Origin of the sequence: Streptomyces sp. NPDC000410 (assembly GCF_040300305.1) — a bacterium.
Taxonomy (GTDB): domain Bacteria; phylum Actinomycetota; class Actinomycetes; order Streptomycetales; family Streptomycetaceae; genus Streptomyces.
In genome coordinates this window covers 194597-212384 of the sequence record NZ_JBEPDM010000004.1, presented here as the reverse complement: position 1 = coordinate 212384, position 17788 = coordinate 194597, and the positions used below count along the sequence as shown (strand labels likewise).

Annotated in this window: 18 protein-coding genes; 9 read left to right on the top strand and 9 right to left on the bottom strand. The window is 69.5% G+C overall.

Going from position 1 to position 17788, the window contains the following annotated elements; all coding sequences use genetic code 11:
- A partial coding sequence (locus ABT342_RS07885) for an RNA polymerase sigma factor (protein WP_351568615.1) occupies positions 1–1294 on the bottom strand: 1294 nt, incomplete at its 3' end.
- A 17-nt stretch (positions 1295–1311) separates the two neighbouring features.
- Positions 1312–1845 carry a nucleotide triphosphate diphosphatase NUDT15 gene (locus ABT342_RS07880; protein ID WP_351568612.1) on the bottom strand — a complete coding sequence of 178 codons (534 nt, stop codon included), beginning with the start codon at positions 1843–1845 and terminating at the stop codon, positions 1312–1314.
- A gap of 88 nt (positions 1846–1933) precedes the next feature.
- On the opposite strand from ABT342_RS07880, the gene ABT342_RS07875 reads away from it, so the two are divergent.
- A complete protein-coding gene (locus tag ABT342_RS07875; RefSeq protein WP_351568609.1) occupies positions 1934–2701 on the top strand; it encodes a VOC family protein in 768 nt (255 codons plus the stop codon).
- Positions 2702–2732: 31 nt separating this feature from the next.
- Here ABT342_RS07875 and ABT342_RS07870 read toward each other — a convergent pair whose 3' ends face one another.
- From ABT342_RS07870 to ABT342_RS07860, 3 genes are all read right to left on the bottom strand, one after another.
- On the bottom strand, positions 2733–3557 hold the full coding sequence (locus ABT342_RS07870) for a metallophosphoesterase family protein (RefSeq protein ID WP_351568607.1): 825 nt from the start codon (positions 3555–3557) through the stop codon (positions 2733–2735).
- 89 nt (positions 3558–3646) lie between these two features.
- On the bottom strand, positions 3647–4054 hold the full coding sequence (locus tag ABT342_RS07865) for a hypothetical protein (protein ID WP_351568605.1): 408 nt from the start codon (positions 4052–4054) through the stop codon (positions 3647–3649).
- 5 nt (positions 4055–4059) lie between these two features.
- Entirely contained in the window at positions 4060–4587 is a 528-nt protein-coding gene (locus ABT342_RS07860; protein WP_502965482.1) for an ATP-binding protein, read from the bottom strand.
- 227 nt (positions 4588–4814) lie between these two features.
- On the opposite strand from ABT342_RS07860, the gene ABT342_RS07855 reads away from it, so the two are divergent.
- From ABT342_RS07855 to ABT342_RS07835, 5 genes are all read left to right on the top strand, one after another.
- On the top strand, positions 4815–5675 hold the full coding sequence (locus ABT342_RS07855) for a Sco1979 family transcriptional regulator (protein ID WP_351568603.1): 861 nt from the start codon (positions 4815–4817) through the stop codon (positions 5673–5675).
- Positions 5676–5924, top strand: coding sequence for a DUF397 domain-containing protein (locus ABT342_RS07850; protein WP_351568600.1), 249 nt, complete (start codon positions 5676–5678; stop codon positions 5922–5924).
- A gap of 89 nt (positions 5925–6013) precedes the next feature.
- Positions 6014–6823 carry an SAM-dependent methyltransferase gene (locus ABT342_RS07845; RefSeq protein ID WP_351568597.1) on the top strand — a complete coding sequence of 270 codons (810 nt, stop codon included), beginning with the start codon at positions 6014–6016 and terminating at the stop codon, positions 6821–6823.
- A 190-nt stretch (positions 6824–7013) separates the two neighbouring features.
- Positions 7014–7853, top strand: a complete 840-nt coding sequence (locus ABT342_RS07840; protein ID WP_351568594.1) for a rhamnogalacturonan acetylesterase — start codon at positions 7014–7016, stop codon at positions 7851–7853.
- A 117-nt stretch (positions 7854–7970) separates the two neighbouring features.
- Complete coding sequence (locus ABT342_RS07835) at positions 7971–9443, top strand: sugar transferase (protein ID WP_351568592.1); 1473 nt, start codon at positions 7971–7973, stop codon at positions 9441–9443.
- A gap of 32 nt (positions 9444–9475) precedes the next feature.
- On the opposite strand, the gene ABT342_RS07830 is transcribed toward ABT342_RS07835, so the two are convergent.
- Positions 9476–10429, bottom strand: coding sequence for a GDP-L-fucose synthase family protein (locus ABT342_RS07830; RefSeq protein WP_351568589.1), 954 nt, complete (start codon positions 10427–10429; stop codon positions 9476–9478).
- Positions 10430–10535: 106 nt separating this feature from the next.
- Between ABT342_RS07830 and ABT342_RS07825 the strand changes: the two genes are divergently transcribed.
- Both ABT342_RS07825 and ABT342_RS07820 read left to right on the top strand, forming a co-directional pair.
- The gene (locus ABT342_RS07825; protein ID WP_351568586.1) at positions 10536–11078 is read left to right on the top strand and encodes an LbetaH domain-containing protein; all 543 of its coding nucleotides are present in this window, start codon (positions 10536–10538) and stop codon (positions 11076–11078) included.
- On the top strand, positions 11075–12193 hold the full coding sequence (locus tag ABT342_RS07820) for a glycosyltransferase (protein ID WP_351568583.1): 1119 nt from the start codon (positions 11075–11077) through the stop codon (positions 12191–12193). Before ABT342_RS07825 ends, ABT342_RS07820 begins: the two co-directional genes overlap by 4 nt.
- Positions 12194–12280: 87 nt before the next feature.
- Here the strand turns inward: ABT342_RS07820 and gmd are convergent, their stop codons facing one another.
- Positions 12281–13333 (bottom strand): GDP-mannose 4,6-dehydratase, encoded by a 1053-nt coding sequence (gene gmd / locus ABT342_RS07815; protein ID WP_351568580.1) that lies wholly within the window; start codon positions 13331–13333, stop codon positions 12281–12283.
- A gap of 240 nt (positions 13334–13573) precedes the next feature.
- Here gmd and ABT342_RS07810 point away from each other — a divergent pair, with 240 nt between their 5' ends.
- A complete protein-coding gene (locus tag ABT342_RS07810) occupies positions 13574–15238 on the top strand; it encodes a glycosyltransferase family 2 protein (protein WP_351568577.1) in 1665 nt (554 codons plus the stop codon).
- Positions 15239–15288: 50 nt separating this feature from the next.
- Here the strand turns inward: ABT342_RS07810 and ABT342_RS07805 are convergent, their stop codons facing one another.
- Entirely contained in the window at positions 15289–16203 is a 915-nt protein-coding gene (locus tag ABT342_RS07805; RefSeq protein WP_351568574.1) for a glycoside hydrolase family 5 protein, read from the bottom strand.
- A gap of 344 nt (positions 16204–16547) precedes the next feature.
- A complete protein-coding gene (locus tag ABT342_RS07800; protein WP_351568571.1) occupies positions 16548–17786 on the bottom strand; it encodes a glycosyltransferase in 1239 nt (412 codons plus the stop codon).
- Positions 17787–17788: the final 2 nt, after the last annotated feature.

The window sequence follows — 17788 nt, the reverse complement described above, 5'->3', positions numbered from 1 at the left end:
GCTTGTGCGAGTCGTGCTTGGGCTTGTGCGTGCTGGGCTTGTGCGAGTCGTGCTTGGGCCTGTGCGTGCTGGGCTTGTCGGTTTCCTGCTTGGGCTTGTGTGAGTCCTGCTTGTCCCAGTCCTGCTTGGGCTTCTTCGAGTGCTGCTTCGGCTTGTGCCAGTCCTGCTTCTGCGAGTCCTGCTTGGGCTTGTGCGAGTGCTGCTTGGGCTTGTCCGCGTCCGCGTCCTGCCAGGGGTCCTCCATGCCCGCGCTGGGGCCGGGATACGGCCCGCCCTTGTCGTCGGTGTCCGGGATCGATTCCATGAAGTAGGGCATCAGCTCCTCGAAGGCGTACGGGTCGGGCACGAAGGGCCAGGACGCCGCCTCGCTGCGGGGCTCGGCTTCGGCCGGGGAACCCGTGAGGACCACTCCACCGCCCGTGACCAGAGCGGCGACCGTGGCGGCCACGGCGGTGGCGCGGCGGCGGCGCTGGGTCCGCTGCCGACGGGCCAGGGCCCTTGCGGCGGCGGGGGTACGGGCGGAGGCCGTGGCGACGGGCTTCGGGGAGGAGGCGGGTCCGGCCGGCGCCATCGGTACGAGGGCGAGGCCCGCGAGCAGGCCCTCGGCGGGCGCCAGACCGGACAGGTGGCCCAAGCAGACCGTGCAGTCGCGGGTGTGCCAGGCCAGCCGGTTGCGCCAGGGGGCCGAGGGCACGCCGTCCCAGTCGGCCGCGATCGGCTCCAGCAGGGCACAGCGCGGTGCGGCGGACAGCGCGCGGGCGACGACGCGGGCCGTCTCCAGGTGCGCCGTCATCCACTGCACCTTCACCGCCGTGTGCTGGGGAGAGAGTTCGAGCGCGGCGGCGACCTCCGCCCGGGACAGCTCCCCGGCGGCCTCCAGCCACCAGAGGGACAGCAGGGCCCGGTCGTCCTGGTCCAGCCACCGGGTGGCCTCCGCGACCTCGCGGCGCTGGCCGGAGAGGCCGAGGCGTGTGATCGTCAGGTCCACGAAGTCCGTGCCCGGCCCCGCGACCTCGTACGCGTCGCGCTGCTCCCACCAGTGCCCACGGATCTCGTCCATCGCGACGGCCGCCAGCCGGCCGCGGAAGCTCTCCGGGCTCCGCAACCCGCCCAGCCCGCCCAGCATGCGCAGCATGGTCTCCTGGACCACCCGGTCCACGTCCGCGTGGCCGTTCAGCGCACGGCCGACGATGTTGTGGACGAGCGGGAGGTACGCGGCCACGAGCCGGTCTCGCGCCTGTGGGTCCCCCGCCTGTGCCGCCGTGATCATCGCGGCCTCGTGTTGGGTGCTCATGCCGTCTCCACTCTCTCTCAGTGTTCGGGCTTGTCTCCCCCGATGCGTGGGAGACCCGCCGACTTCGCCCCGATGTCAGGAACGGGAGAAGAAATGGCATAACAGTGCGTCAGGTTCTGAGGTGCCGCCAGTTCAGGGCGCCATATGCGCAAAACGGCGGCCGACGGTGTGAACAGCTCGTACGGGATGTCCTCCGGACGGTGCCATCGCCAGCACACGATCTTGTCCGGCTCGGTGACCACCGGATCGCCCGGGACACCGGTGACAAGGCCCGCCGCGGTGACGCGGGTGATGCCGGCATGACCGTCCATCAGCACCGCGAGGATCCGCACATCGGATTCCGGCACCCGCAGGGCCGTTTCCTCGGCCAGCTCCCGCACTCCCGCCCGCTCGAAGCTCTCGCCGGTGTCGACCTTGCCACCGGGCAGCTCCCAGCGCCCGTCGTGGCCGAGTCCGAGGAGGACGCGGCCGTCCGGGGCGACGACGATCATCCCGATGCCGGTCAGTGAGTTCGGAGCGGGGAAGGCGCGGGCGGGGCGTTCGGTGGTCATGCGGGCGATCGTATGGGGCGTCGAATGGCCGCCGGGCAGCACCGGGCATAGCGTGCTGCGGAGGACCCGGACCTGCGGAGGCACGACCATGAAGCGCTCCACGCCTGTCACCGGCGCACCCTGCTGGGCCGAGCTCGGCACCAGCGGCATGCCGGCGGCGCAGACCTTCTACAGCACGGTCTTCGGCTGGCGCATGGAGACCGATCCGCGGGACGAGGCCGGTGGCTACACGATGGCCCGCCTCGGCGACGCCGCCGTCGCCGCGCTCACTCCGCTGTACCAGCCGGACCAGCCCACGGCGTGGACCGTGTCCTTCGCCGTGAACGACGTGGCCGCGACCGCGGCGGCGGTCACCGAGGCGGGCGGCTCGCTCATCACCGGCCCGATGGACGTGTTCGAGGAAGGCCGCTTCGCGGTGGTCTCGGACCCCGAGGGGGCGGTGTTCTCACTCTGGCAGGCGCGCAGGTTCGCCGGGGCCGAGCTGCTGAACGCGCCGGGCGCGCTGGGCTGGGCGGAGCTGCTGACGCGCGATCCCGCGCAGGCGAAGCGGTTCTATCCGGAGGTGTTCGGCTGGAGTGTGCGCAGCTCGGAGCAGTACACCCAGTGGGGCATCGGAGGAGAGGACTTCGGCGGCATGGCGAAGATGGACGAGCGGTTCCCGCCGGAGGTGCCGGCGCACTGGATGCCGTACTTCGAGGTGACGGACGTCGACATGACGGCCCGCGCGGCCACGGGGGCGGGAGGCGGGGTACTGATGGAGCCGATGGACGTGCCGGACGGACCGCGGATCGCGGTGCTGCACGATCCGGGCCGGGCGGCGTTCGGGGTCCACGCGATGGGCTCCGGCCGAGGGTGAACGGGTTGAGCGGCGCAGGCGCGCCCCGCCTCTAGCGCAGCACCACCGTAGGACCCGCCGGTTCCGCCGCCGGGCGGCTGCGCCATTCGCGGGGGTAGCCCACCGAGACCTCGTGGAACGGCACCCCGTCGTGGTGCGTCGTCCGTGGGATGTGCAGGTGGCCGTAGACCATCGCCCGCGCCCGGTACCGGACGTGCCAGTCGGCCGTGTGCTCCGTGCCGCACCAGAGGGCGAACTCGGGGTAGCGCAGTACCCGGGTCGGCTCACGCACCAGCGGGTAGTGGTTGACGAGCACCGTGCGCAGGCCGTCGGGGACCGCGGCGAGCCGGGACGCGGTGTGGTCGAGCCGGGCACGGCACCACGCGTCGCGGGTCGGGTACGGGTCCGGGTGGAGCACGGCCTCGTCGGTGGCGACGACACCCACGCTGTGGGCCTGGGCCAGGGCCTCGTCCCGGGTGCTGGTGCCGTCGGGGCGGAAGGTGTAGTCGTACAGGGTGAACAGCGGGGCGACAGCGAGGGTTTCGCCGTCCTCGGCGGTCCACAGCGGGTACGGGTCCTCCGGGGTGTGTACGCCCAACCGGCGGCACAGGTCCACGAGGACGCGGTAACGCTCCTCGCCCCGTGCCTGGACCGGATCGGCGGGGAGCGTCCACAGATCGTGGTTCCCGGGCGCCCAGACGACCGTCGCGAACCGGTCGCGCAGCAGCCGCAGCGCCCATTCGATGTCGGACACCAGATCGCCGACGTCGCCCGCCACCAGCAGCCAGTCGTCGTCGGAGCCGGGTCGCAGTCCGTCGACGTGCTTGCGGTTCTCCGCGTGGTTGACGTGCAGATCACTGATGGCGAGCAAGGACATCGCAACCCCCATGCCTGAGACCGACGGGGCTGTCGGCCCTCCGGGTGATCCTCCCACGGCGGCCCGGCGGGCCGGCGGGAGGAGCGAGGTCAGCTCCCTTGCGCCTCGGCCATCCCCGGCACCGTCCACGCCGGCGCGGTGCCGGTGATCTGGCAGACCATCAGGTACAGCGGGATGGGCGGGGTGTACGGCGTCCCGTCGTCGGGCCAGTGGATCAGCCGGGGGTCGCGGGCCGGTACGTACCCGCCGGGGGAGTAGCACGAGGGCAGCGGCCAGGTCAGATCCTGATCGGAGCCGGCGGGCACGATCCACCACCACCAGTCGGTGTCCGCGTACACGCATCCGGTGCGCGGGAGCCGGGCCAGCAGCCGGAAGCCGTGGCGCGCGGGCACCCCGACGGCGTCGTATCCCAGCGTCGTCGGCAGTCCCGGTGGTACGTCGAGGCGCACCACCTGCTCGGGGGCCAGGTCCCGCCGGCGTCCGAGCAGTCCGGTCATGGACTTCAGCATGTGCGCCCCGCGTCCCGGCGGTGTCCGAGCGTCAGTTCGGCCCAGACGATCCGGCCGGGACCGGGTCTGACGTCGTGCGCCCCCCAGGCGCTGCACATCGCGTCCACCAGCACCAGCCCGCGCCCGCGTTCGTCCTCGGGGGACCGGCACAGCCGCGGCTCGCCGGGCGGACACCCCTGGTCCCGTACCGCTATGCGCAACTGGCCTTCCAGGTCACGCAGTTCGCACTGGACGCGATCGCTCGCGGTGTGCACGACCGCGTTGGTGAACAGCTCCGACACGACGAGCGCCATCGTGTCGAGGAGGTCGCCGCCGATGCCCCAGCGCAGCATCCGCTCGCGTATCAGACGCCGGGCGCGTGCCACCGATTCGGTGCGGCCCGGCAGCTCGAACCCGAATCGCCGGATCGCCGCCACGGCGGAAGCGGCGGTGGCAGAGGACGTGGAGGACGTGGTGGAGGCGGCGGACACCGGAGGGTACGGACCGACGAGCTGGGGGCTGAGCGCGTTGCCAGGTACCACGACCGATCCTTCACGGTGGGGGGAAGCAGTGCCGAACATGCCTCTCCCGGAGCAGAGCGCGGCAGCCGCGTGAACTGGTTCACCGACTACACACTGTCCACCTGTCAGGGACACTTGGCAAGAGGCACTCTGAAAATTGCAGAGTGTTGTGTGCTCGGAGAAGGTGGCATGGCACACTCACCCAGGACATAGAGAACAGCGAGCACAGCACGTCGGGGAGGTCTTCAGTGAGTGAGCCGCGGTCCGCCCCCACCGTGGGACAGGTCGTGCTCGGCAAGCGACTGCAGGATCTGCGGGAGCGAGCCGGACTGAAGCGAGAGGAGGCCGCCAAGGTCCTCCACGTGGCCCCCGCCACCATCCGCCGGATGGAAACGGCCGAGGTCGCCCTCAAAATCCCTTACGTGCAGCTGCTGCTGCGGGCCTACGGTGTCGCCGACGAGGAGGCCGACGGCTTCGTCCAGCTCGCCGAGGACGCCAACAAGCCCGGCTGGTGGCAGCGCTTCCACGACGTCCTGCCCGGCTGGTTCAGCATGTACGTCAGCCTGGAGGGGGCCGCGAGCCTCATCCGGGCGTACGAACCGCATTTCGTCCCCGGGCTGTTGCAGACCGAGGACTACGCCCGTGCCGTCATGCGCAGCGGTGCCCTCGGCGCCACCGGTGCCGAGGACATCGAGCGGCACGTCGCGCTGCGCATGGAGAGACAGGCGCTGCTCGACCGGCCCGACGCGCCCAGATTCTGGGTGATCATGGACGAGACGGCGCTGCGCCGCCCGGCCGGCGGACCCAAGGTGATGCGGGCTCAGCTCGACCGGCTGCTCGAATCCACCGCTCTGCCGCACGTCACCCTCCAGGTGGCGGAGTTCGCCGCCGGACCGCACCCGGGCACCTTCGGGCCGTTCGTCCTGTTCCGGTTCGCGCTGCCCGAGCTGCCCGACCTGGTCTACAGCGAGTACCTGACCGGCGCGGTCTATCTCGACTCGCGCCCCGAGGTGGCCTCGCACCTGGAGGTCATGGACCGCATGGCGGCCCAGGCCGCCACCGCACAACGCACGAAACAGATCCTCCTGGATCTCCGCAAGGAGCTGTGAATGGACCGCATATACAACGGCATGCCTGCCCGCGAGCTGGGCTCCGAGGGCTGGCACAAGCCGTGGAGCGGTGGCAACGGGGGCAATTGCGTCGAGGCCATGAGACTGGCCGACGGCAGAGTGGCGGTGCGTCAGTCCGCCGACCCTGAGGGCCCCGCCCTGATCTACACGCGTGGCGAGATCGCCGCCTTCATCCAGGGGGCCAAGGCCGGGCAGGCGGACTTCCTGCTGCTGCCCGACGTGGCCTGATTCGATCTGCCGTCACGCCGGCCCCCGGTGTTACCGCTGTACCTGCCGTTTCGTTCGTCCACCTGCTGCACACTCTCTGGGAGCGTCAGATGACCGGGCAAGACTCCGCCGCCGTACACATCGACACCAGCAAGCCGCACCCGGCGCGCATGTACGACTGGTTCCTCGGCGGCAAGGACAACTACCCGGTCGACGAGGAGATGGCCAAGCAGCTCCTCGCCCTCGACGCGCGCGGCCGGGACATGGCGCGCGTCAACCGGGCGTACATGCACCGGGCGACCCGCTGGCTGGGTGCGGCCGGCGTGCGCCAGTACCTCGACATCGGCACCGGCATACCCACCGAGCCCAATCTGCATCAGATCGCCCAGCAGGTCGCCCCCGAGTCGCGGATCGTCTACTGCGACAACGACCCGATCGTGCTGGCCCACGCCGAGGCGCTGCTGCGCAGCACCCCGGAAGGCGCGACGGAGTACATCCAGGCCGACGCCCGCGACCCCGAAATGATCCTGGAGCGTGCGGGGAAGATCCTCGATTTCTCCCGGCCGGTCGCCCTCTCCCTGCTCGCGCTGCTGCACTTCGTCGACGACGAGGACGGGGCGTACGAGCTGGTCGGGCGGCTGGTGCGGCAGCTGGCGCCGGGCAGTTACCTGGTGCTCTCGCAGACGACGGGCGACTTCGACCCGGAGAAGGCGGCCCAGGCCCGCGCCATGTACGCCGCCCGCGGGCTCACCCTGCGCCCCCGCTCCCGCGAGGAGTTCACCCGCTTCTTCGACGGTCTCGACCTCGTCGAGCCCGGTGTCTCACTGACGGCCGAGTGGCACCCCGAGCTCGGTGGCGCCATTCAGGTGACGGGCGACGGCCCCATTCCGGGCTATGCGGGTGTCGCCCGCGTCAGGTGATCGACGACGCCACTCGACACCACCGTCACCCGTGACGGTGGTGTCGGTTGTCCGTACGGCGCTCGTACAGCCGATGGGCCAATCAGAGTTGGCGTGCGATCAGCCGATGATCGAAGCTCCAGTCAGATGACGGAAATTCCGGGCGTGCCGCCATTCGCCGCGCCGGGCCGTTATGACGACTGGAGGCTGAATGATGCCCGGCCTGGGTGTGGCGTTCGTGACGTTTCTGTCCGCGGGGATGCTTTCCGTTTTCGGCGGGCCCGCCGCGGCGGCAGGTGAAACGAACGGGAGCGCCAAGAACAAAACCACCGTCTATCTCGCCGGCGACTCGACCGTCGCGAACTATCCCGCGTCGGTACGCCCCATGGCGGGGTGGGGCCAGAAGATCGGCGAGTTCTTCACCAAGGACGTGAAGTTCGAAAACAGGTCGGCCGGCGGGCGCAGTTCGAAGTCCTATGTGCTCGAGGGGCATCTCGACCGACTCCTCGCCAGGATCCGGCCCGGTGACTACCTGTTCGCCCAGTTCGGCCACAACGACAAGCCGTACACGGACTCCCTCTGCTCGTCGAACAAGTTGTACTGCAATCGGCACACCGAGCCCGGCACGAGTTACAAGAAATACCTGGCGAAATACATCGACGGAGCCCGCAAGCGCGGTGCGACGCCGGTTCTGGTCACTCCCATGGGGACGCGAAATTTTGATCAGAACGGGCGCTTCCGCAATGAATTCACCAAGTACTCCGAAGCCATGAAGCAACTGGGCGCCGAGCGGAAAGTCCCCGTCATCGATCTGAATTCGATGAGCATCGCCCACTACAACCAAGTGGGCGTGGAGGGCACTAAGCGGCTCTTTCTCTACTGCAAGCCGGGCGAGTATCCGGCATATCCGTCGGGCCAGGCGGACAGGGTGCACTTCCAGGAATTCGGCGCGCGCCGGCTCGCCCGGATGGTCGCAGAGGCGGTGCGGGACAGCCACCTGCCGATCGCGCGGTACGCCATGACCCGGTCGGCCGTACCGCCGACCGGGTAGTGCAGGGCGACGTAACTCTTCATAAGTGAATATATGTGATCAGATGGTGCGTGCTGCCGCTCGAATGGTCGTCGCAGCCGTGCCCGTACGTCTCCGTCGGGGGTAGCAGGGAGAGTCATGCGGCGGTTCAGTGTCGCGGCAGCACGACAGGCATCAGCTGTCACACCGCGCAAACCATCAACGTTCCGCAGAGATACGAAGGTCGGCTGGTATCTGCCCGTCGCGCTCTTCGTCGACTCCGTCGGACTGGCGCTGCCGCTTGCGACAGCGCTCTTCGCCACGGATGAGGCCCACGCCGTCCAGTACGCGGGCATCGCGACCGCGGTCTGGCTGCTCGTGGGCGCCGTCGGCCAGCGTTACGCGTCCTGGAATCTGGGCGAGGGCAGGGCCGGACCGGTCCTGAGGGACTGGCTGGTGATGCTCGGCACGCTGGCGGTCCTGCGGACGGTCAGCGGTCTCGACAGCGCGCCGCCCGCGGTCTGTGCCGCGCTCGTCCCGTCGCTCGTGCTCGCGATCGCCTTCCGCAAACTGCTCCACCGCGACCTGGTGGCCACGTGCCGCGACGCCCAGGCCCTTCGCCATGTGCTGGTGGTCGGCGAGTCCGGGGCCGTGGACGAGGCTGTCGGGAAACTGGCCCAGCGCACCGACCACGAGTACGTGGTCGTGGGGGCCTGCGTGGCGGACAAACGTGACGTGCTGTCCGGAGTGCCGGTGTACACCCGGCTCAGGGAGGAGTGTCCCGCCCTGCTGGCCGATGACGCCAAGGCCGTACTCGAAGCGGCCGACGCGTTCGGCGCCGACGTGGTCTTCGTGACTCCGGGCGGGAACATGTCGGGTGACCGGCTCCGGCGCCTGTTCTGGGCCCTGCACGACCACGGATGTCCGGTGGTGGTCCTGCCCGGCGTCATCGACGTGGCACGGCACAGGATCCGGCTGGGCTCGGCGGCCGGACTGACGCTCCTGCACATCGCGCCGCCGACCCGTCACGGCCTGGCGGCGGTCCTCAAAGCCGTCACCGACCGGGTGGGCGCGTTCCTCCTGCTGGTCGCCATGGCCCCGGTACTGGCCGTGCTGGCGCTGGCCGTCCGCCTCGGATCGCCCGGGCCCGTGTTCTACCGGCAGACGCGGGTCGGCCGGCACAACAAACCGTTCCCCATGTGGAAGTTCCGGACCATGGTGGTGGGCGCGGACCGGCTGAAGAGCGGGCTGGAGACGGCCAACGAGAACGACGGCCATATGTTCAAGATGCGGCACGATCCACGCGTCACCTCGGTGGGCCGGTTCCTGCGCCGCTTCTCCCTGGACGAGCTGCCCCAGCTGCTCAACGTCCTTTTCGGCCACATGTCGCTCGTGGGGCCACGCCCGCCCCTTCCGGAGGAGGTGGCCTGTTATGACGAGGTGGAGATGCGCAGGCTGGGGGTCAAACCCGGGCTCACCGGGCTGTGGCAGGTGAGCGGACGTTCGGACCTCACCTGGCACGAGACCGTCTCGCTCGACCTGCGCTACGTGGACAACTGGTCGCTGGGCTGGGACATGGACGTCATGGTCCGCACGGTCCGCGCGGTGCTGAACGGGCGCGGGGCGTACTGAGGGCCGATGGCCGACGAGCCGGGGCCTGGGACTCAGGCGGGCATCGATGCCTTCTGGCTGCCCAGCCACCACTCGTAGGTGGTGGCGATGCCGTCCCGAAGCGGGACGGACGGCTTCCACCCGAGGCCGGCCAGGCGCGAGACGTCCAGGAGCTTGCGAGGCGTGCCGTCCGGCTTCGACGCGTCGAAGGCGATCCGGCCGCCGTAGCCCACGACTTCTCCCACCGTCTCGGCGAGTTCACGGATCGTCAGGTCCTCGCCGCAGCCGACGTTGACCGGCTCGTCGCCGTCGTACCCGCGCAGCAGGACGACACACGCGGCGGCCAGGTCGTCGACGTGCAGGAACTCGCGGCGCGGCGTCCCGGTGCCCCACAGCACGACCTCCTCCCGGGCGTCCCGCCGGGCTTCGTGGAAGCGGCGGATCAGGGCCGGCAAAACGTGTGAGGTCTCCAGGTCGAAGTTGTCGCCGGGCCCGTAGAGATTGGTCGGCATGGCGCAGATGTACGAGGCACCGTATTGGCGGCGGTAGGACCGTACCTGGGTGATGCCGGTGATCTTGGCGAGGGCGTACGGCTCGTTCGTCGGCTCGAGCGGGCCGGTGAGCAGCGCGTCCTCACGGATCGGCTGCGGCGCGAGTTTGGGGTAGATGCAGGACGACCCGAGGAACAGCAGCCGTCGTACTCCTGCCGCGTGCGCCCCGGCGATCACGCTCAGCTGGATCCGCAGATTGTCCTCGAGGAACTGCACCGGGTGGGTGCTGTTGGCCATGATGCCGCCCACTCTGGCGGCCGCCAGCACCAGGGCATCGGGGCGGCTCTCGCGCAGATGGGCTTCGGTCGCGGCGGCGTCACGGAGGTCGAGCTCGGTCCGCGGCCGGGTGAGGACCTCGTAGCCGTCCGCGGAGAGGCGACGGACGACCGCCGAGCCGACGAGTCCTCGGTGTCCGGCGACGAAGACGCGAGCCGGTGGGGGGAGCAGATCTTCCATGGGCCGAGTGTGCCAGCATTTCCCCCTCATATGGTGAATCTCGTTCATAGAGGGATAAACCAAAGGTCAATCGGTCATTCTTCCGCCCTCAGGAAGGGATACCGACATGGCAGAGACCGCAGTGCCGATCCGGCGTTCACTGCGCGGTTTCACCGGAGCCGGCTACGACAAGGGCCGCCCGCTGCTCGTACAGGCCGTATGGTTCGCTGTTTTGAGCCTCGTCTTCGTCAAATGGTGGTTTCCCGCCCGCTGGCGGCCCGCCCTGCTGCGCGCCTTCGGAGCGCGGATCGGGCGGCGTGTCGTGATCCGCCACGGAGTGCGGGTGCACTGGCCATGGAAGCTGGCCGTCGGGGACGACGTCTGGATCGGCGAGGACGCCTGGCTGCTGAACCTGGAGGACATCACGATCGGCAGCGACGCGTGCGTCTCCCAGGGCGCGCTGCTGTGCACCGGCAGCCACCTGCGCCGCTCGCCCACGTTCGAGTTCGACAACGGCCCCATCACCGTGGAGCCCGGTGCGTGGATCGCCGCGAAGGCCGTGGTGCTGCGCGGCGTCACCGTGGGGCGTGGCTCGGTCGTGGGAGCCGCCGCGGTCGCCCATCGCGATGTGGCCCCCGGCAAGGTCGTCACGACGGGAGTCACGGCATGAGAATCGTCCACGTGGTCACCCTCGTCAGCGACGACGGGGCCTTCGGCGGTCCGACGAGTGTGGCCTTCGGCCAGCTCGGGGAACTGGCGCGACGCGGCCACCAGGTCCGTCTCCTCTCCCTGTGGCGGGGTGCGGGGCGGGCGCCGGAACGGGTCGGTCCGGTGCCGGTCCGCACCAGGCCCGCCCGCCCGGTGATTCCCGGCCGGGGTTTCCTCGGGCTCATGCATCCGCTGCTGGCACGCGACATGTGGCGGGTCACCAAGCGCGCCGACGTGGTGCACATCCACGCGGGCCGGGATCTGGTCTCGCTCACCGCGCTGGCGGTCGCCGTGCTACGCCGCAACAGGTTCTTCGTACAGACGCACGGCATGGTGGAGCCCCGGCACGCCGCCTCGGCCCGGCTGTTCGACCGGCTGTTCGTGCCGTTGCTGCGCAGGGCGCAGGGCTGTTTCGTCCTCACCGAGCACGAGAGCAGGAAACTGGCGGAGGTCATCGGGCCGGACGGTCCACCGCTGCTGCTGTTGCCCAACGGCGTACGTCTTCAGGACACCGGTCATGACGACGGGCGCGGGCGCGCCGTCAGGGACGTGCTCTTCCTCGCCCGGCTGCACGCCCGCAAGCGCCCCGAGGCGTTCGTCGAGATGGCGGCGCTGGTCCACAAGGAAGTCGACGACGTCCGCTTCACCCTGCACGGGTCCGACGAAGGCTCGCTGCCGGCCGTCCGCGAACTGATCGCGGCGCGTGGACTGGAGGACGTCGTCTCCTGCGGTGGCCCGCTGGAGCACTCCGGCGCCGTGGACGCCATCGCGAGGGCGTCCGTGTACGTGCTGCCCAGTGTCAACGAGCCGTTCCCCATGACCGTCCTCGAAGCCCTTGCCGTGGGGACGCCGGTGGTCTGCGTCGACAGCTGCGGCATCGCGGGCGAGCTGGCCCGGCGCGGGGCGGCGGTCGTCACCGACGGCAGCCCGCAGGCCCTGGCCGACGCGGTGCGCGACCTGCTCGGCGACGAGGACCGGCGCCGTTCGCTCGTCGAAGCGGGGCGCCGTGCCGTCGAGGAGGTCTTCTCCATCCACGCGGTGGGGGGGCGGCTCGAAGAGCTCTACCGGGAGCGTTGACCTGCTCAGCGGGTCTTCCCCCCGGGAGTGCGTTCACCGTCTCGCCGTCCGCCCGGACGGCGGGCGACGAGACGGTGACGACTCTCCCTAACCGGCCTGCGGGGCGGGGGTACGCGTGAGTGGCGGTACGGACGACTCGACACGTTCCGCGCGGCCGGTTCCCTCCTCGTCGGCGAGCGCCGCCTCGGTCATGATCCGGGCCAGCTCGGGTGTGTACACCGTGGCACTCCAGCCCAGGAGGCGCTGGGCCTTGGCCGGGTCGCCGATCAGGTCGGGCACCTCGGAAGGGCGCAGATACCGCTCGTCGAAGCGGACGTGACGCTGCCAGTCCAGCCCCACCCGCTCGAAGCACAGCCCCAGGAAGTCCCGGACGCTGTAGCTGGTGCCCGTGGCGATCACGTAGTCGTCCGGCTCGTCCTGCTGGAGCATCCGCCACATGGCCTCGACGTACTCGGGCGCGTAGCCCCAGTCGCGGCGCGCCTCCAGATTGCCGAGGTGCAGGACCTCCTGGCGGCCGAGCGCGATCCGGGCCGCGGCGCGGGCGATCTTCTGGGTGACGAACGTGGCGCCCCGGCGCGGCGACTCGTGGTTGAAGAGAACACCGTTGGCCGCGTACATCCCATAGGCCTCCCGGTAGTTGCGGGTGACCCAGTACGCGTACACCTTGGCGCAGGCATAGGGCGAGCGCGGGTGGAACGGTGTCGTCTCGCTCTGGGGAGGAGGGGTGCTCCCGAACATCTCGGAGCTGGAGGCCTGGTAGAAGCGGCTGTCCGGACAGGTGCCCCGGATCGCTTCCAGCAGCCGCACCGTGCTGAGGCCGGTGATGGAGCCGGTGAACTCCGGTTCGTCGAAGGAGACCCGGACGTGCGACTGGGCACCGAGGTGGTAGATCTCGCAGGGCTGGACGGTGTCCAGCAGCCGGGCCAGGCGGGTGCCGTCGGAGAGATCTCCGTAGTGGAGGAAGAGCCGGGTGCCGGGCTCGTGCGGGTCCTGGTAGAGGTGGTCGATGCGGTGGGTCGTGAAGGTGGACGAGCGTCGCACCAGACCGTGAACCGTATAGCCCTTGTTGAGCAGCAGCTCGGCCAGATATGAGCCGTCCTGACCGGTGATCCCGGTGATCAGCGCCACTTTTTCTGTCATTTCGCCAGATTATGGTCACGCATTGTCGGGGAATGGCAGCGGCGCGACGGAATGGACCACCCGGGTCACTACGCGGCCGTCGGGCGGCGAATCCCTCCTTCGTGCGCCCTCGCGGCAATCGGACCAACCGGACGTGCCGGTCGGGCCCGGGTCGGCTCTCGTGGAATCACCACTGCCGTTGGAGGCGGGCCCGGGAACCGGTGCCCCTCGCTCCCGACGTTGCCGCATTCAAGGAGAACCATGAGTTCTGATTCCCCTGATGCCACGGCGGGGGCTGCCCACACGGCCACCGCCCGGCACATCGCCCGGCCCGGACGGACGCCCTCCAGCGTGCTCCCACAGCCCCCGGACGACCAGGAGAAGTATTCCTACGTCAAGCGTCGCTTCTGGGTGCTCACGGCCGCTTCGCTCATCAGCATGGCCTGTCTCACCCTCAGCCAGTTCAGGCTGATCCAGTCGTCCTTGTGGCTGGCCGTCCTGCTGCCGTTCCTGATCTTCACGGTCCTGTACTACGTTATTTCTCTGCGCGTGAACGCCTTCAGCGACGACTTCGATCTCGACGCGCACCGCCGACTGGTGGCGGAGTGGAAACCGGAGGTCTATCCGACCGTCAGTGTCTTCCTGCCGGTGTGCGGCGAACCCATCGACGTGCTGGAGAACACCTGGACGCATGTGCGCCGGCTCGCCGACCGCTATCCCGGCCGGGCCACCCCGTACGTCCTCGACGACTCCGACAATCCCCAGCTCGCCGCCATGGCCGAGGAGTTCGGTTTCGTGTACGGAAGCCGGCCCAATCGTGGCTGGTTCAAGAAGGCGGGCAATCTCCACTACGGGATGAGTATTTCCGACGAGGAGTACATCCTCGTGCTCGACGCCGACTTCGCGCCCCGCCCGGATCTGCTGGACGAATTGCTGCCGTACATGGAACGCGACCCGAAGACCGGCATCGTCCAGTCACCGCAGTTCTTCCGTGTGCTCGGCCGGCAGACCTGGGTCGAGCGCGGGGCGGGCTCCGTGCAGGAGCTCTTCTACCGGGCGATCCAGGTGTCCCGGCAGCAGCGTGACGGCGCCATCTGCGTGGGCAGCTGCGCCGTGTACCGGCGTACCGCACTCGAGGCCAATGGCGGCACCACGCTGATCGAGCACTCGGAGGACGTCCACACGGGCTTCGATCTGCGGCGTCTGGGCTGGGACCTGCGCTACGTGCCCATCCCGCTCGCCACCGGCAACTGCCCCGACAACGTGAGCGCGTTCTACCACCAGCAATACCGCTGGTGCTCGGGCTCCATGAGTCTGCTGGCGAACAAGAAATTCTGGGAGACGAGACTCAGGCTCGCCACCCGGCTCTGTTACGTTTCCGGCTTCCTCTATTACATCCACACGGCGTTCTTCGTGTTCATGGCCCCGCTGATCCCGATCGTGCTGCTGGTCGCCATGCCCGGCATGGTCAAGGTCGAATACACCCTGCTGGTGCTTCCCAGCGTCATCTACACCACCGTGATCTTCCCCTGCTGGCACAACTGCCCTTATCGGCTGGAGGCCTGGGCGGTGCGCCTGATGTACGGCTGGGCGCATCTCTTCGCCATCTGGGACGCCGTGCGCGGGACGCACCTCAGCTGGCGTCCCACCGGGTCGGCGAACGCCAGGCGGAACGGGAACCGGCGCTTCTGGATCGGCATGTGGGTCTGGAGCGGCGGTACGGCTCTGGTCTGGGTGGGCGTCGCGCTGTGGCGGGGGCTCACCATGCACCCGCTGGATTTCGCCCTGCTCTTCGTGTCAGGGCTGCTCTACGCCGTCGTTGTGGGCCGGGCCCTCGTGCCGGTCCGGGGCGCTGCCGGAGAACCCGTCCAAGCCGTGACGAGGAAGCCCCTGGCCGAGCCCGCGGACCATCTCACGGGCCGGTGACGTGGGTCGGCCGAGGCCGGAAGGCCTCGGCCGACGCGGCGTCCGGATGCTCAGCCGCGCATCCGCTCACGGATCCAGGCACCGCTCGGGGAGTGGGAAGTGGCCGCGGCGAACTTGCTGGCGCCGCAGGTGCCCTTCTTGAAGATCGAGTGTTCCTTGTCGTCGTCGGAGAGGCTCCAGTTCGTCCAGCCGATCTTCTTCTTCGCCATCAGGTCGATCCACTTCTGCGCCGTGGCGAAGTCACTGCCGTGCCCCGACCACGACGCGATGCCCCACTCGGTGACGAAGACGGGGAGCTTGTTCGAGGCGCGGTTCAGGATCGCCATGTATCCCGCCCCCGCCACGCGTGCGTAGAAGTGGAAGGTGTACATGACGTTCTTCGCGGTGAGGGGATTCTCGACGACCGACCGCTCGTCGTCTCCCTGGGACGCGCCGAACGTGGACCAGCCCGGTGTCGGGACGAGGATCACGCTGTCGGGGTCGATCGAGCGGATCAGCGGGATGACCTTCTCCGCGTAGCTCTTGATGGTCGACCACTTCACGTCGTGGGGCTCGTTGGCGACCTCGTAGATCACGTTGGTGCGGTGCTTGTGCCGCTTGGCGATCTCCGTGAAGAACTTCTTCGCGTTGGCGAGGTCCAGGTTCGGGTCGCCCGGGTTGACGGTGTGCCAGTCGACGATGACGTACAGGCCACGGGCGCTCGCCCGCTCGATCATCTGGTGCACCAGTTCGGTGTACTTCTTCGGATCGGCTTCGTACCCGCCCTGGCGCGCGTACGTCGCGACGCGCAGAACGCTCATCTTCCAGTCCTTGGCCAGCACATCCAGTGCCCGGTCGCTCACACAATGGGCGAACCACTGCGTGCCGTGCGTGCTCATGCCTTTCAGCTGGATGGGCTTTCCGGACTGGTTGCACAGCTGCGTGCCGCAGACGTGGATCTTGCCATGAGCCTGAACCGGGGTCATGGGCTTGGCGGCCGGGCCCGCGGGTTCGCCGTATGCCGTGTTCGCACTGAGAAGGCTGAATGCCGCAGCCGTGGCCATGGCAGACCGGACGGCCCACCGGCCGCCGGAATTGAACGAGCGCACCACTGTCTCTCTTTCCATGAGAGGGGAATGAAAGGCCAATGTGACGAACGTGGGCATATCAGGACGCGAGGCGGCAACCTGATTCGTCCGAGCGGCGGGGAATGTTCACCCGCGCAGCCGCGCAGCCGCGCAGCCGCGCAGTCGAGTCGTGCCGTTGCGCCGTTGCGCCGTTGCGCCGTTGCGCCGTCGCGCCGTCGCCCGGAGAGCTCCGCTGTGCCGGGCTACGCCTTCAGCGCCTCGGCCAGCAGTGCGGTGACCCTCCCGAGCCCGGCCGTCCGGCTCAGCCGTTCGGCGACATAGGCGGGCCCCCGCGCGCCGAGTGCGGCGGAACGCTCCCGATCCCGGCCGAGCAGGTGTACGGCGCCGTGCAGCGCCGCCGGATCCTCCGGTGCGACGACGAGGCCCGCGCCCGAGCGGTGGACCTCCAGTGCGGTGCCGCTCTCCGGGGCCACCGACGCCACGACCGGCCGCCCGGCCGCGAAGTAGGAGGTCAGCTTGGAGGGCAGGCTCATGTCCACCACCGAGGCCCGCTGGGTGACCACCAGTACGTCGGCCGCGGCCAGTACGTCGGGGAAGTCCTGCTCGTCGGCCGGCGGCAACAGGTCCAGGTTCGGCAGCCCCTCGGCGAGGCGCTCCAGGTGGGCCCGCCTGCTGCCGTCGCCCATCAGGACGACCCGGATGCGCCGGCCGGCGCCCGCCGCGATCCGGGCCGTCTCGATCAGCACCTCGAGCCCCTGCTTGAGACCCATGTTGCCGGAGTGCAGCACCACGACCTCGTCCGGCTGCCAGCCGAGCCGTGCGCGGACCAGGTGACGGTCACCCGTCGCAGCCGCCACATGGGTCCAGTTGGGCACCGTTCTGATACGCGGCGCCGTGATCCCCATCGCTTTGACGCGCTTGACGAACGTCTCGTGCACCACGCCGATCAGTGACGCCGAACCGAGGACGGCGGCTTCCACCCTGGACGCCAGTGAAGCCGCCCGGCTGCCGCCGGTGATCCCGCTCTGCGCGGCGGCGGCCCCCATCAGATCCTGTACGACGACCACATGGGGCACCCGGTGCCGGCGGGCGATGCGCCCGCCGATGACACCTCCCGCCAGACTCGGCATCTGGCTGAGCACGATGTCCGGGCGTACGGGCGGCGGCGCGAGTGATCCGTGCGCCAGGAAGCTGGACTCGTACAGAGCCCTGAGCAGGGCGGTCTGACGCGGTGGCACATAGTGGCGACGGCGGTGGAGATGAACGCCGTGCCGCAGCTCCCTCACCCGCCAGCGCCCCCGGTACGCCTCGTCCACCCGCCATGCCGGGTAGTGCGGCATCCCCGTGAGTACGTGCACCTCGGCGCCGCACGCGGCCAGGTGCTCCGCGGTCTGCGTCGAGTACGGTCCGATCCCCGCGTGCTCGGGGGCGTAGTTGGTCGATACGACGAGCACACGACGGCCGGCGAACAGACTATCCATTT